Consider the following 12,711-nt stretch of genomic DNA (forward strand, 5'->3'; position numbering starts at 1 on the left):
CAGGAGTTGAGGAGAAACAGATGCGGACAACGGCGCTCTTCGGCAAGCCGCTGCGGCGACGGCACTCGGAGGTCATGCACAACGCGGCGTTCGCCGCCGCCGGCGTCGAGGCCCGGTACGAGTTGCGCGAGGTCGACGAAGCGGAGCTCGCCGAGCAGGTCGAACAGGCCCGGCGGGACGGCTGGATGGGCTTCCAGATCACTGCCCCCCACAAGCGGATCGTGATGACCCTACTCGACGAGATCGAACCGGACGCCCGGCGGATCGGTGCGGTCAACAGCGTCGCCGTCGGCGAGGACGGGAGACTCATCGGCTTCAACACCGACGTCCTCGGGTTTCTGACCGCTCTGCGGTCGTGCCACCCCGGCGAGCTGACCGGACGCTCCGCTGTGGTCGCCGGTTCCGGTGGGGTGGGCCACGCCGCCACGTACGGACTCGCGACGGCCGGTGTCGCGAAACTCACCGTCCTCGATCTCGACGTCGCCATGCCCCGGAGGCTTGCCGAAGAGTTCGCGGACTTCGCCCCGATCGACCCCTTGGCGTTCGGGGACCCCAGAGTCGGCAAGCGTCTCGCCCATGCCGACGTCTTCGTGAACGCGACCTCGGTCGGCATGCTGTCTCCGGGGCCGGTCGTGGATGTCGGCCTCATCAACCCCTCCGCCGCCGTCTTCGACGTGGTCTACATCCCGGCCGAGACCGAACTGGTGCGTCAGGCCCGCGCTCGGGGCATGCGCGCCGCGAACGGCGACCGGATGCTCGTCGCTCAGGCGGCGAGGGCATGGACCAGGTGGACCGGTTTGGCCGATCCCACCGACGTGATGCGTGACGCGGTCGCGCCGCTGCTCGCCCGCGACGACCTCCAACCCTGAGGCCGGGTCGCCAAAGCCGTGAAGGAGGGCGACGTCGTCGCCCTCCTTCACCTTCCCCGTGGGTGCTGTCGCGCCCGGCCGGCGACGGCGTGGTCCCTGGCTACGGTCGTCCGCCGGGCAGCCGCATCAGACGCCGGATGTTGCGATGGTAGATCTGCTCGCGATCAGTGCCGGGGATGTCCATGGCGTCGAGGACGCGGATGGTCTCCCGGATGTACATGGGTCCGCCTTCGGGGTCGAAGGGGCAGTCGGTGCCGAACAGGACGTGGTCGGCGCCGAAGAAGTCGAGGCCGCAGCGGATGCCGATGTCGGAACCTGACAGGGCGGTGTCGGCGTAGAAGCGGCGGAAGTAGTCGAGCGGCCGTTGTGGCAGCAGGTTGCGGTAGTCCTCGCCGGCGGTGCGACTGCCGAGCTGGTCGCTCCAGCCCAGTCCGATCCGGCCCTCCAGGTAGGGGATCATGGCCCCCATGTGATGGGTGATGATCTTGATGTCGGGATGGCGTTCGTACAGGCCGGAGAAGACCAGCCGGGCCATGGCGACGCTGGTCTCGTACGGCCAGCCGAGCGCCCACCAGATCTCGTACTTGGAGGTGTCCTCGGTGGCGTAGTCGGCGAAGGCGGCGCTGCGGGTGGGGTGCATCCAGATGGGCAGGTCGCGCCCGGCCATCTCGTCGAACACGACCTGGAACGCCGGATCGTCGAGCGGCCGGCCATTGACGTTGGTGAAGACCTGCACGCCGCGGGCGCCGAGGTCGTCGATGGCGAAGGCGAGCTCGGCCAGGGCGGCGTCCGGGTTGTTCATCGGCAGGGAGGCGACGAAGGCCGGGAACCGGTCGGGGTGCTTCTCGCACAGCTCCAGCATCGATACGTTGGCCAGCCGGGCCAGTGCCGCGGACTCGGCCGGGCCGGCGAGCAGTTCGATCGGCGGTGAGGACAGCGTGAGCACCTGCTGGTAGCCGTCGCCGAACTCGTCCATCATGCGGAGCCGGACGTCGAGGTCGTGCAGCGCGGGCAGCTCCAGCCACCTCCTGAGCGCGCCCGGGTCGACGGCGAGTTCGCGCATTCGCTCGAAGTAGGGCGCGGGCAGGATGTGGCTGTAGGCGTCGACCTTCATTGATTTCCTCTCGTTGTCCTGGGAACCCAGCGGGTGATGCGGCGGTCGACGGCTTGGACGAGTGCGACGGCGCCGAGTGCGACGGCGATGATGACCAGGAGCACGGCCAGCACGCCGGCGCTGTCGAACCGGCCGCCGGCCTGGGTGACGATGCGGCCCAGGCCGACGACGGCGATGAACATCTCGCCGTTGATCATGCCGGTGACGGCGCGGCCGACGCCGAGCCGGACCCCGGCCATGATCATTGGGGCGGCGGCCGGGAGCATCACGCGCAGCAGCACCTGGCGTTCGCCGGCGCCGTAGGAGCGGGCCATCTCGACCAGATGGACCGGTACGGACTGGATGGCCGAGGCGGTGTTGATGATGATGACGAACATGGCGTACATGACCACCACGGCGACGATCGAGCCGCGGCCCTCCCCCAGTAGGGAGAAGAAGATCGGCGCGAAGACCAGCGACGGGGCGGTCAGCAGCGCGTAGACGTACACGCCGAGAGCGGCCTCGACCTTGCGGTAGCGGCCCATGGCGACGCCGGCGACCAGGCCGGCGGCCAGCGAGATGGCGAACCCGAGGATCAGGTTGACCAGGCTGTCGGCGAGGCTCGTGACGATGAGGCCGCTGGTGGCCATGTCGGCGAGGCGGGCCAGCACCGTGCTGAGCGGGGGGAAGAACGACATTCCGGCCAGTTGCCCGATCAGTTCCCAGGCCGCGGCTCCGGCGGCCAGACTGATCGGGGCGGCGGGCAGGCGCCGCCAGGACGGCCGTTTGCGGGCAGGTGCCGCACGTGTGCTGTGGTGGTCGGCCAGAGCACTCATCCGGCCACCTTGGACGGGCGGTGCTCTTCGTGCATGTCGCGGAGCCGGTCCCACAGGTAGGCGGTGATCTCGACGTACTGGCCTGAGCGTTCGAGGGCGCCGACGTCGCTGGAGCGGGGCCGTTCCAGCGGAACCGGGACGATTTCGGAGATGCGGCCGGGGCGGGCGCTCATCAGCACGACGCGGTCGCCCAGCAGCACGGCCTCCTCCATGCTGTGGGTGATGAACACGACGGTCATCCGGTGTTCCTCCCAGATCGACAGCAGCTCCTCCTGCAGCAGGCGGCGGGTCTGCTCGTCGACTGCGCCGAACGGCTCGTCCATGAGCAGCACCCGTGGCCGCATGGCGAGAGCCCGGGCGAGGCCGACGCGTTGCTGCATGCCGCCGGACAGCTCGCCGGGCCGTTTGGTCTCGAACCCGGACAGGCCCACCATGGCGATCAGCGAGCGGGCGCGTTCCTCGCGCTCGGCCCGGCCGACCCCGCGCATGCGCAGCCCGAACGCGACGTTGTCCAGCACGGTGGCCCAGGGCAGCAGCGCGAAGTTCTGGAAGACCATGCTGCGGTCGGGGCCGGGGCCGCGTACGGGCGTGCCGTCGATGCGGATGTCGCCGTCGTTCCAGGGGATGAGCCCGGCGATGGTCTTCAGCAGCGTGGTCTTCCCGCAACCGCTCGGCCCCAGCACGGTCAGGAACTCGTTCTCCCCGACATCGAGGTTGACGTCCCGTAGCGCCTCGACCGTCTCGTTGTCCTGGCCGACGAAGCTCTTTCCCAATCCACGGATCTCGATCAACGCGCGTTCCTTGCCGTAGTCGTCTGAGCCCACCGAGTCAGCCTGCGTTCGCCCCACCGCGCGACGGAGATCAGCAGGAGCGCCTCCGCCAAGATGATCACGATGGTGCCGTAGAGCAGCGGGGCCTTGAACAGGCCGCGGTACTCCAGGATCAGCCCGCCCAGCGCGGTGGACACCATGAGCAGCTCGACGATCACCATCCCGGTGACCGCCCGCCCGACGCCCAGCCGGATGCCCGTCATGATCGCCGGCAGCGCGCCGGGCAGCAGGACCCGCGTCCAGATCTGCCGCTCGCTCGCCCCGAACGAGCGGGCCATCTCGATCAGCGACGGGTCCACCTGCCGGACCCCGGTGCGGCTGTTCACCACCACCATCACGATCGAGAAGATCGTGACGAGGATGACCCGCGAGGCCAGCCCGAACCCCACCGACATCATCAGCAGCGGGATGATCGCCGCCATCGGGGTGACCAGCAGGATGTTGAGATACACGTCCGCGAATCGCTCCAGCAGCCGGAAGCGGCCCAGCACGATGCCCGCCGGCACGCCGACCACGACCGCGATGCCGAAGCCGAGCACCAGCGCCTGGTTGCTGACGTACATCGCCCGCCACAGCTCCGCGCTGCCCAGCAGCTCCACCGTCGCCGCGACGGTCTCGGTGAAGGTGGGGATGAGCAGACCGCCCCACCCGCGGGCGTAGAGCTCCCAGCCGGCGGCGAAGACGGTGAACGTCAGCAACTGGTACGGCAGGCTCGCGCCGGCCAGGCGCCGCAGTACGTCCGGGCGGCGCGCAGGTCGAGGGCCGGCCCGGAAGGCGGCGGTCATGCGGCCGCCTTGATGAAGGACAGGTCGGCCGCGTCCTTCGCGGTCATACCCTGCTTGATCACGCCGGCCCGGACGAAGAAGTCGATGGTGCCCTGGACGTTCTGCTCCGTCAGGGCCGCCGCGTCGAACAGGCCCGCCTTGACGTACCGCTTGGCGATCTCGGCCACGTCGGCGGGCTTCTCGTCCGGCAGGTGCTTGGCCACCAGCCCCACCAGGTGCTGCGGATCGGCGTTGATCTTCGCGTGCTCCCGCACCAGGGCCGTCACGAAAGTCTGCGCCGCCTGCTTGTGCTCAGCGAGGAACCCGGCGTTGGCGTACACGGTCTGCGGATGCACGTCAGGCAGGCTCTTACCGAAGTCGGCCACCTGGGTGAACTTCGACGTGCCCGAAGACTCCAGAGTGACCACGTCGGAGATCTCCAGCGGCGTCGCGTCGAGCTGGCCCGCGACGAGGGCCTGGGCGCGCACGTCCGAACCGCCGATCGTCAGGTACTTGGGAACCTTGCCCGCGCCGCACTCGGTGCTCACCCACTCCTTGGCCATGGCCGTCGCCACCGCACCCGCGCTGAAGATCCCGAACGGGCGCCCGCTCAGATCGTCACAGGAGGAGATGCCCGGCTTGCCATAAATCGCCCACTGGTTGCCGACGACATCGGCGATGATCTTAATGGGGGCGTCCTGCTCGATGGCGATCAGCGCGGGGCTCGTCGCCTCCGCCGAGATCGCGTAGTCGCCCTTGGCCAGCCCCTCGATGGCCAGCTCCGGCTCGGCCAGTTCGACCACCTTCACCTCGTGTCCCGCCTGGCGGACGGCGTCGATGGCCGCCAGGATCGGCACCGTCGTGATGTCCGGCTCGATGACCGCCACCGTGAACGACGACGTCCCGTCTGCGGTCGTACCTGTGCCCCCGCCGCCGCACGCGGCGACGGCGGACAGCACCGCGAGCGCGGCGAGCCTTCTCATATGAGTCCCGGCGTGCATGTCCTCCTCCTTCGAACTCGCGTCCGCTGGCCCAAGCCCTGCATAAGTGGAGATAGCGAGCTAGGCAAACGTATGCCTGATGGCATGTTAGTGAGCTATGACACAGATTCGTCAAGGGGTTTCCGCAGGTTGACTATGTGGCATTTTCTCTCATTCGCTTGCCTGCCTGGGTCGGAGCTGCAACGATTAGGCAAACGTTGTCCTAGGAGGGATAGTCGTGAGTTCCCTGGTGGAAGTGGCCCGAGCGGCCGGTGTGGCCGTGTCCACTGCGTCGCGGGTGCTGAACGGCTCCAGTCACCCCATCTCGGCCGCGACGCGCGCCCGGGTCATCGCGGCCGCCGAGCGGCTCGGCTATTCGCCCAGCGCCCTGGCGCGCGCGCTGGTCTCGCGCAGCAGCCGCCTCCTGGGTGTCCTGGTGAGCGACATCGTCAACCCGTACTTTTCCGTCATCGCCCGCGGTGTGGACGACGTGGCGACCCGGGCCGGCTACGTCACCATGCTGTCCAATGTCGACCGGCGCACCGCCACTGAGATCAACCGGCTGCAGACCATGCGCAACTACCGTGCCGCCGGAGTGATCTTCGCTGGCAGCGGCTATGTCGACGACCCCGAGGCGCCGACCCTGGTCAAGGCCGTCCGCCAGGCACAGGAGCAGGGCATCCACGCGGTCTCACTCACCGTCCGCGACCTCGGATGCCCGGTCATCACCGCCGACAGCCAGGCCGCCGCGTACGACATCACCGACCACCTCGTCTCGCTCGGCCACCGCCGGATCGCGTTCATCGAGGGGCCGCCCGGCATGATCGCCACTCACCAGCGCCGCGAGGGTTTCCTCGCCTGCATGAGCGACGCCGACCTCGCGGAAACCGCGCGGTGCATCCCCGGTGGCTTCGACTACGAGGCCGGACACGCCGCCACCATGCGGCTCATCGCCCGACCGCCGCTGCCGGACGCCATCATCGCCGCCAACGACGAAGCCGCTGTCGGCGCGCTCAACGCCCTGCGGCAGGCGCGCATCGACGTACCCGGAGAGATCTCCGTCGCCGGGATCGACGACCTCAGAGTCGCCCAGTTCGTCGGCCTCACCACGGTGAGCCTCCCGCTGTACGAGATGGGCGCCATGGCCGCCCGCCACATCCTCGACACCGCCCCGGGCGCCGACACCGGCGACGCCACGACCACCATCCTGAGCCACCGGCTCATCCCTCGGGAGACCACCGCACGACGCTCTTCGTGACCCCGCGGGCGAGATCACGGCACTCACACTCCCTGTGTCGTGCCAATGCTCATCCACTGACTCTGACCGGGTGGGCTTGCTCCGCTTTGACGGATACCGGTGGTGTGGTGTTCAGGCCGGGATGGTCGCCTTCCAGCGGGAGTTGAAGGCGCAGACCCGCGATCACGCCGTCGGTCGCGTCCGTGAACGTCAACTCCCGTCCGGATGATCGACTACCGCACTGCCGCCCGCGGTGATCTCATTAGCCTGGGTATCGCTTTTGGAGTGATACCCCCGGAACGTCAGTGCGGGAATGCCGCGCCCGTCAGGAACTGCCCGTTGTTCTGTTCGACCGTCAGTTCACCTCCGTCGGCGGTGACGCGTTGTTCGAGGGCGGCCAGTCCCCGGAGCTCGGGCAGCGGTGCCTGCTGGGCGCCGTCGTTGACGATGGTGATGCTCGACTCCGACAAGGTGATCCGCACCTGCGTCGCCTGGGCGTGGCGCAGGATGTTGGTCGTGGTCTCGCGCAGTACCTGGCCGAGCAGTTCGCTCGCGCCCGGGTCGACGTCTGCTTCGCGGTCGATGCGCACCTGGATGCCCGCGGCCTCGAAGAGGTTCCTCGCGTTCTCCAGCTCGGCGGAGAGGTTGAGCCGCCGCTGTGCGTAGGCGAGCTCCTTCGTCTGGGTGATGGTGTCGCTGACCAGGGCGTGGATCTCCCGCAGCTCCTGTTTGGCTCGTTCGGTGTCGCTGTCCACCAGTTTCTGGGCGAGCGCCGTTTTCAGCTTCACCACGTGGAGGGTGTGGCCCTGGATGTCGTGCAGGTCGCTGGCGAACCGGACGCGTTCGCGGATGACGGCCAGCTCCCCTTCCCGCTCCCGTGCCTCCTCCAGCTCCGTGACGACGTCGTAGAACCGCTTGTTGGGGAACCTGAGTCCGATCAGCGCCACGGTGATGCCCGTGGGGATGAGGACATAGTGCACCAGAACGCTGGGAACGTCCTCGTGCGGCACCAGCAGCCTCGTCGCGCCCACCGCGGCGACATAGACGGCCAGCGCGAGGGCTGCCGCGCCCCGGTGGCGCGACAGTTGAGGGATGACGAGAGAGCTCACGATCGAAATGCCGTAGAACGCCGCGCTGCCGTCGACCACCAGTACGGAGAAGGGCCACACGGCCGCGGTGACGACCAGGCAGGGGAGCGCGACGCGCAGGACGTCGCCTGCCGCCCACCGCACGAAGGCGACCAGTGCCGCCACCACGCCCGCGCCCAGGGCGAGGGCTTCCCACCAGGAGCGGGCGTCCGTCGCCACCACCACCGCCCCGGCGGCGGCGAGCAGCGGGAGGAACATGGTGAGGTTGAGCTTGCGTAGCTGTCCCTGCGCCGGCTCGGTCTTCTCGGGGGCCGCGTGTGTCGGGCTCACTGGTCCTCACCTGGTTGCCGGGCGGTCGGTTGCGCGGTGGGATCGCGGCTGTCCACATCAGCCATGTCCACGGTCGGCGGTATCGCGCAGTGGTCTGGCATGGGTGGCTCTCCGGGATCGAACAGCAGAGTCTGCCCCAGTATTCTTCCTGCTCCGTGGTGCCGACAGTGACACCGCGTCATGACTTCACCTGCGGGAATGTCATGGCGAGGTCATGACATGGTCGCACTGGCAGATGAGCGCGGCGACGGCTGAGCTCGATGGCATGTCCTCGACACCAGTCATCGACGTCGGCCGCCTGAACCTCACGTACGGCGATGTCCACGCCGGTGCGGCGGGGCGAGTTGTACGCCCTGCTCGGCATGAATGGGTCGGCAAGACCTCAAGCCTGGCGACCATCGAGGGCCGCCCCCCACCCTGGCCTGGAGCGCCAGGTTCGTCGCGGCGCACTTGTCCCCCGTGCGAGCTACCGGCGAGTGTCCACCGTGCGGTGATGACTCCCGGGCCGTCGATTCCCTAGCGTTTCGGCGTAGCCGCAGCGCTTCGGCCGCTTTCCACTACACCGCCGTGTGCATCTTGGCGTCAATTCTCTCCCTGGAGGACATCTTGCTCCGCAAGATCAAGGCATTCGTTGTGGTCGCACTGTGCTGCACCGTGGTCGGTGCGGGACTCGCCGGCTGCGGGGGCGAATCGGCGGACGACTGGGATCCCTTCGCTCCCACCACGCGGAAAGCCGATGCCGACCTGATCTCTGGAACCAAGAAGGTCAAAGTCGCGGGCCGGTCGGTGAACGTGTCCTGTTCGGGAGACCCCGCGAAAGGCAAGCCGGTCATCATCCTGATGCACGGAGGGGGTGACGGGCTGGACAAGATGGCCGCCATCCAGAAGACGCTGAGCAAGAAGAACCGGGTCTGTTCCTACGACCGGCTCGGCGCAGGCGCGAGCGACCAACCGGATGACCCTCAGAACTTCTCCAGCACCGGGAAGATTCTGACCGGGGTGCTCGACCGCGTCGCCGGTGACGACCCGGTCGTCCTGGCCGGGCACTCCCTGGGCGGGCTGATCGCCGCCAGGTACGCCCCCGACCATGAGGCCAGAGTCAAGGGGCTGGTCCTGATGGACGCCACGTCGCCCACGATGGTCGCCGACATCACGAAGGCGATCCCCGAGTCCGCCAAGGGCCCGGCGGCCGAGGTGCGCGTACAGAACCTCGCGATCTTCAAGGGCAAGAACCCGGAGAAGCTCGTCATCGCCGACGGCGAGGTGCGTTCCGCCGGGAACATCCCGGTGGAGGTGGTCCAGCATGGCCAGCAGTACCTCGCGGCCATCCCCGAGGTCGGGCCGAGCCTGGAGAAGGCGTGGTCCGCAGGCCAGCGCAAGTGGCTCGCGGTGTCCAGCAGCAGCAAGCTGAGAACGGCCACGAACAGCGGGCACTACATCTACGTCGACCAGCCTGACGTCGCCGTCCAGGCTATTCAGCGCGTCACCTCGCAGGCCGCACGCCAAACGAATGGTGGGTGACCCGGCCGATCGCACCGTGTCGTCACGAGTTTGCGCAGTCCCTTACGGATAGCCATCCTCGCGCGCTCAGGGTGACCAGGACTGCTACTCCCGGGGTTCAGGTGTCGGCGCCGAGGGGTGGGGTCCAGGCCAAGGCGGTTCCCACTGCGCTGATCAGCAGCGATGTGGGTAGTGCCGAGGCAATGGAGTTGCGCAGTAGGGCCGCTGCGGGGTTGTGGGTCTGCATGATGCGCCCGAGCTTGCCGGAGGTGCGCGCCATACGTTCGGTGCGGGGGCGTCTGAGTTCGTCGTAGGCGAGGAGCCCGGCGTCGATGCCGTTCTCCTCGATCGCGGCGGCGAGCGTCACGGCGTCCTCGATGGCCAGGCAGGCCCCCTGGCCGATGTCCGGCGTTACGGCGTGGGCGGCATCGCCGAGCAGCGCCACTCGGCCATGGACGAATCCCGGCAGCCTGGCCCGCAGGTAGTACACATCGTGCCGCAACAGAGTGTCTTCGGGGGTCGCCGCGAGGAGCCCGGGGATGGGATCGTGCCAGCCACGGAACCTGGCGGCGAGCAGGCCGAGGTCGTGCTCGGGGGTGGCGTGCTCCGGGACGCTTTCGCAGGCGAACCAGTAGATCTGCCCGTCGTTGATCGTCGCAGAGCCGAAGCGGGCGCCATGTCCCCAGGTCTCCGACAGGATCGCCGGTATGCCCAGGGGCTCGGCCCGCTCGGCTGGGACGATGCCGCGCCAGACCGTGTATCCGGCGTACGTCGGGCCGGGGTAGTCGGGGAGCAGGGCCGCGCGCAGTCGGCTGCGGACGCCGTCGGCGGCCACGACCAGGTCGGCCGTTTCCGACACGGTGCCGTTTGACGTGCTCAGGGTGACGGTGGCCGCGTCGGGTCCTGGTGTGATCTTCTCGGCGCGGTGGCCGGAGCGCAGCGTGTCCGGGTTGAGTCCAGCCATGAGGAGGCGGTGCAGCTCAGCCCGGTGCAGGGCGTAGAACGAGGCGCCGTAGCGGCGCTCGATGTCGGCGGCGGGGATGTGCCCGACGAGCCCGCCTCGCCGTAGCCGGATCTCCAATCCTGTCTGGCGCCGACCGTGATCGCGCAGGGCCTGGCCCAGGCCGAGGTAGTCCAGGGCTTTGACGGCGTTGGGGGCGATGCCCACGCCGGCTCCGACCGGCGCGATGGCGGGGGCCTGCTCATAGGCCGTCACTCGCCAGCCGTCGCGTTGCAGGGCGTGAGCGGCCGCCAGGCCGCCGATTCCCGCGCCAATGATGATCGCCGTGCTGGTGCTCATCCGCCGCTCCCGATTCAAATGACCATTTGAAACGATCGCTTCAAACGATCGATTTAAACGGATGCTATATCAGGGGGAGGGCCGGAATGCGCCGGAAAGACACCGCCGAGGCTGTGTGATGCCCGGGAGTGGCGTCTGAAGTGCTGAAACTTAGGTTTCAATAGGTGCATGGCCTCCTCGCCGCGTAAGCCGTTGACCGCAGGTCCCGTCCGGACTGCCCTGCGCCGCTTCTTGCGCGAGCGGGCGGCCGAGACCCGCGCTTTCCCCGATGATCCGGTCCTGGCCCGGCTTGCCGCTGCCCGCTGGCTCGCCGCCGAACTGGACCTTGTCACCCGTGAGCTCGTGGGGGTCCCGGTAGTAATCGCGAAAAATCCAACGGAAATGCCCCTGGCCTGCTCTGATGTGAGGGCGTCGCATGGCTGGTGTGCCGGTGGTGGATGCGGCGGGCTGGGCCGAGGATGCCGCTGACTTCGCCGGAATGCTCCACGTCGACGCTGGCGAAGCGATATCCGTTGGATTTTCCGCCGTTGCTACCGGGACCCCTCGGCCTACCCCGGGAGCCCCAGCCGACCTGATCGATCAGGCGGCGGCGGCCGCTGTCTCGGCGAGGATGCCGAGGAAGTGCAGCCAGCCCTCGGCGTGTGGCGGGACCTGCGACTCCGGCAGGTTCGAGTGGGTCAGGTCGACCCGCGTGCCGGTGGCCGTCGGCGTCAGGCGGAACGCCACCTCGGTTGATCCGGCGGGGAGGACGTCGTTGGCCTCCAGGCCCCAGGTGACGACGACCGAGCGGGGCCGGTCGACCTCGACGAACTCGCCGCGGATCGGGTTCCCGTCGATGTCGACGGCGAACACGCCGCCCGGCCGGGGATCGAGCTCGGCGCGCCGGCCCATCCACGCCAGCATCCCGTCGACCGTGACGAGGTGGTCGAACACGATCTCGGGCGGGGCCTCGATGTCGATGGAGGTTGCGAACTCAGCCATTGGTCCTCGCGGTCTTCTCGGCGGCGGCCTTGAGAGCGGCCAGGTGATCGGGCCAGAAGCCCTCCAGGAACTGGCGGACGGCGGCGAAGCCGTCGGTGCGCACGACGAACAGGTGGCGGGTGCCCTCCCGCGTCTCGGTGACGAGCCCGGCCCCCCGGAGCACCCGGAGGTGGTGGGAGACGGCCTGCTGGCTCATCGCCATCGCCTCGGCGACCTCGCCCACCGCCCGAGGTTCGTCCCGAACGATGCTCAGGATGGCGCGGCGGTTGCCGTCGGCCAGCGCCCGAAGGGTGCTGTCCAGCACCTTGGCGGTGGCGGCGCTCACGGCGTCCGGCCGAGGTAGGCGATGAGCTGCTCGGACGCCGTTGCGCCGATGTCGAGCGCCGGGCCGAAGGCGTCGCCACGCTGCGCCTCCCCGAGGGCCGCGTGGGCGAAGGCGAGGACGGCGAGCGCGAGGTCCTCCGGGATGGACGCCGCTTCGCCGCTCGCCTGGCTGATGTCCCAACCGTGGACGACGGCCTCGAGCAGGGTCGCCGACGCCATGACCGGCCCGGGCATCGTCCCGAACGGCAGCTCGTAGGTGCGGTCCATCACGCCGGGCTGCCGCCAGGCGAGCCGGGTCCGGGCCGCGAGGTCGGCCATGGCGGCGTCCCATGGTCCGGTGGCGGTGGCGCCGCCGCCGTCGAGGGCGTCGGCGAAGATCGCCAGGGTCTCGACGGTGTGGTCGAGCAGCGTCCGGAGGTCCCAGTCGTCGCAGGGGGTGGGGACATCGAGGGCATCGGCTGGGACGGCGGCGATGCGGGCCGTCGTCCACGCCAGGCCCTCGTCGAGCAGGTCGGGGGTGTCGGTGATGAGCATGGCTCCTACACAAACAATGATTTGTACAAAAGTCAATTGGTTGTT

The 12,711-nt window shown here is 68.8% G+C and carries 13 protein-coding genes; 3 read left to right on the forward strand and 10 right to left on the reverse strand.

The window, feature by feature from the left end; all coding sequences use genetic code 11:
- The first annotated feature begins 20 nt into the window (after window positions 1-20).
- Entirely contained in the window at window positions 21-869 is an 849-nt protein-coding gene (locus MBA17_RS15130; protein ID WP_238497078.1) for a shikimate dehydrogenase family protein, read from the forward strand.
- Window positions 870-969: 100 nt separating this feature from the next.
- On the opposite strand, the gene MBA17_RS15135 is transcribed toward MBA17_RS15130, so the two are convergent.
- From MBA17_RS15135 to MBA17_RS15155, 5 genes are read right to left on the reverse strand one after another with little or no spacing between them, the layout of a single operon-like run.
- Window positions 970-1,983 carry an amidohydrolase family protein gene (locus MBA17_RS15135; protein ID WP_238497079.1) on the reverse strand — a complete coding sequence of 338 codons (1,014 nt, stop codon included), beginning with the start codon at window positions 1,981-1,983 and terminating at the stop codon, window positions 970-972.
- Entirely contained in the window at window positions 1,980-2,798 is an 819-nt protein-coding gene (locus MBA17_RS15140; RefSeq protein ID WP_238497080.1) for an ABC transporter permease, read from the reverse strand. Before MBA17_RS15140 ends, MBA17_RS15135 begins: the two co-directional genes overlap by 4 nt.
- Window positions 2,795-3,622, reverse strand: coding sequence for an ABC transporter ATP-binding protein (locus tag MBA17_RS15145; RefSeq protein ID WP_238497081.1), 828 nt, complete (start codon window positions 3,620-3,622; stop codon window positions 2,795-2,797). The genes MBA17_RS15140 and MBA17_RS15145 overlap by 4 nt, the downstream gene beginning before the upstream one ends.
- Window positions 3,586-4,413, reverse strand: a complete 828-nt coding sequence (locus MBA17_RS15150; protein WP_238497082.1) for an ABC transporter permease — start codon at window positions 4,411-4,413, stop codon at window positions 3,586-3,588. The genes MBA17_RS15145 and MBA17_RS15150 overlap by 37 nt, the downstream gene beginning before the upstream one ends.
- A complete protein-coding gene (locus tag MBA17_RS15155) occupies window positions 4,410-5,393 on the reverse strand; it encodes an ABC transporter substrate-binding protein (RefSeq protein ID WP_238497083.1) in 984 nt (327 codons plus the stop codon). The genes MBA17_RS15150 and MBA17_RS15155 overlap by 4 nt, the downstream gene beginning before the upstream one ends.
- Before the next feature lie 217 nt (window positions 5,394-5,610).
- Here MBA17_RS15155 and MBA17_RS15160 point away from each other — a divergent pair, with 217 nt between their 5' ends.
- On the forward strand, window positions 5,611-6,630 hold the full coding sequence (locus MBA17_RS15160; RefSeq protein ID WP_238497084.1) for a LacI family DNA-binding transcriptional regulator: 1,020 nt from the start codon (window positions 5,611-5,613) through the stop codon (window positions 6,628-6,630).
- A gap of 281 nt (window positions 6,631-6,911) precedes the next feature.
- On the opposite strand, the gene MBA17_RS15165 is transcribed toward MBA17_RS15160, so the two are convergent.
- Complete coding sequence (locus tag MBA17_RS15165; protein WP_238497085.1) at window positions 6,912-8,027, reverse strand: sensor histidine kinase; 1,116 nt, start codon at window positions 8,025-8,027, stop codon at window positions 6,912-6,914.
- Window positions 8,028-8,603: 576 nt separating this feature from the next.
- Between MBA17_RS15165 and MBA17_RS15170 the strand changes: the two genes are divergently transcribed.
- Window positions 8,604-9,548 (forward strand): alpha/beta fold hydrolase, encoded by a 945-nt coding sequence (locus MBA17_RS15170; protein WP_238497086.1) that lies wholly within the window; start codon window positions 8,604-8,606, stop codon window positions 9,546-9,548.
- 97 nt (window positions 9,549-9,645) lie between these two features.
- Here the strand turns inward: MBA17_RS15170 and MBA17_RS15175 are convergent, their stop codons facing one another.
- The 4 genes from MBA17_RS15175 to MBA17_RS15190 all read right to left on the reverse strand — a co-directional run bounded on the left by MBA17_RS15175 (window position 9,646) and on the right by MBA17_RS15190 (window position 12,666).
- Window positions 9,646-10,827 (reverse strand): FAD-dependent monooxygenase, encoded by a 1,182-nt coding sequence (locus tag MBA17_RS15175; protein WP_238497087.1) that lies wholly within the window; start codon window positions 10,825-10,827, stop codon window positions 9,646-9,648.
- 579 nt (window positions 10,828-11,406) lie between these two features.
- Complete coding sequence (locus MBA17_RS15180) at window positions 11,407-11,808, reverse strand: SRPBCC family protein (protein ID WP_238497088.1); 402 nt, start codon at window positions 11,806-11,808, stop codon at window positions 11,407-11,409.
- Complete coding sequence (locus tag MBA17_RS15185) at window positions 11,801-12,133, reverse strand: ArsR/SmtB family transcription factor (protein ID WP_238497089.1); 333 nt, start codon at window positions 12,131-12,133, stop codon at window positions 11,801-11,803. Before MBA17_RS15185 ends, MBA17_RS15180 begins: the two co-directional genes overlap by 8 nt.
- Window positions 12,130-12,666, reverse strand: coding sequence for a TIGR03086 family metal-binding protein (locus MBA17_RS15190; RefSeq protein WP_238497090.1), 537 nt, complete (start codon window positions 12,664-12,666; stop codon window positions 12,130-12,132). The genes MBA17_RS15185 and MBA17_RS15190 overlap by 4 nt, the downstream gene beginning before the upstream one ends.
- Between the last annotated feature and the right edge of the window lie 45 nt (window positions 12,667-12,711).

The sequence above is a fragment of the Dolomitihabitans soli genome (assembly GCF_022213955.1).
Lineage (GTDB): Bacteria > Actinomycetota > Actinomycetes > Streptosporangiales > Streptosporangiaceae > Streptosporangium_A > Streptosporangium_A soli.

What these genes read in the sequence shown, in the direction of transcription:
- MBA17_RS15155 (WP_238497083.1), bottom strand. Translation starts at nt 5,393, where the DNA reads ATGCACGCCGGGACTCATATGAGAAGGCTCGCCGCGCTCGCGGTGCTG.
- MBA17_RS15130 (WP_238497078.1), top strand. Translation starts at nt 21, where the DNA reads ATGCGGACAACGGCGCTCTTCGGCAAGCCGCTGCGGCGACGGCACTCG.
- MBA17_RS15190 (WP_238497090.1), bottom strand. Translation starts at nt 12,666, where the DNA reads ATGCTCATCACCGACACCCCCGACCTGCTCGACGAGGGCCTGGCGTGG.
- MBA17_RS15135 (WP_238497079.1), bottom strand. Translation starts at nt 1,983, where the DNA reads ATGAAGGTCGACGCCTACAGCCACATCCTGCCCGCGCCCTACTTCGAG.
- MBA17_RS15140 (WP_238497080.1), bottom strand. Translation starts at nt 2,798, where the DNA reads ATGAGTGCTCTGGCCGACCACCACAGCACACGTGCGGCACCTGCCCGC.
- MBA17_RS15150 (WP_238497082.1), bottom strand. Translation starts at nt 4,413, where the DNA reads ATGACCGCCGCCTTCCGGGCCGGCCCTCGACCTGCGCGCCGCCCGGAC.
- MBA17_RS15180 (WP_238497088.1), bottom strand. Translation starts at nt 11,808, where the DNA reads ATGGCTGAGTTCGCAACCTCCATCGACATCGAGGCCCCGCCCGAGATC.
- MBA17_RS15175 (WP_238497087.1), bottom strand. Translation starts at nt 10,827, where the DNA reads ATGAGCACCAGCACGGCGATCATCATTGGCGCGGGAATCGGCGGCCTG.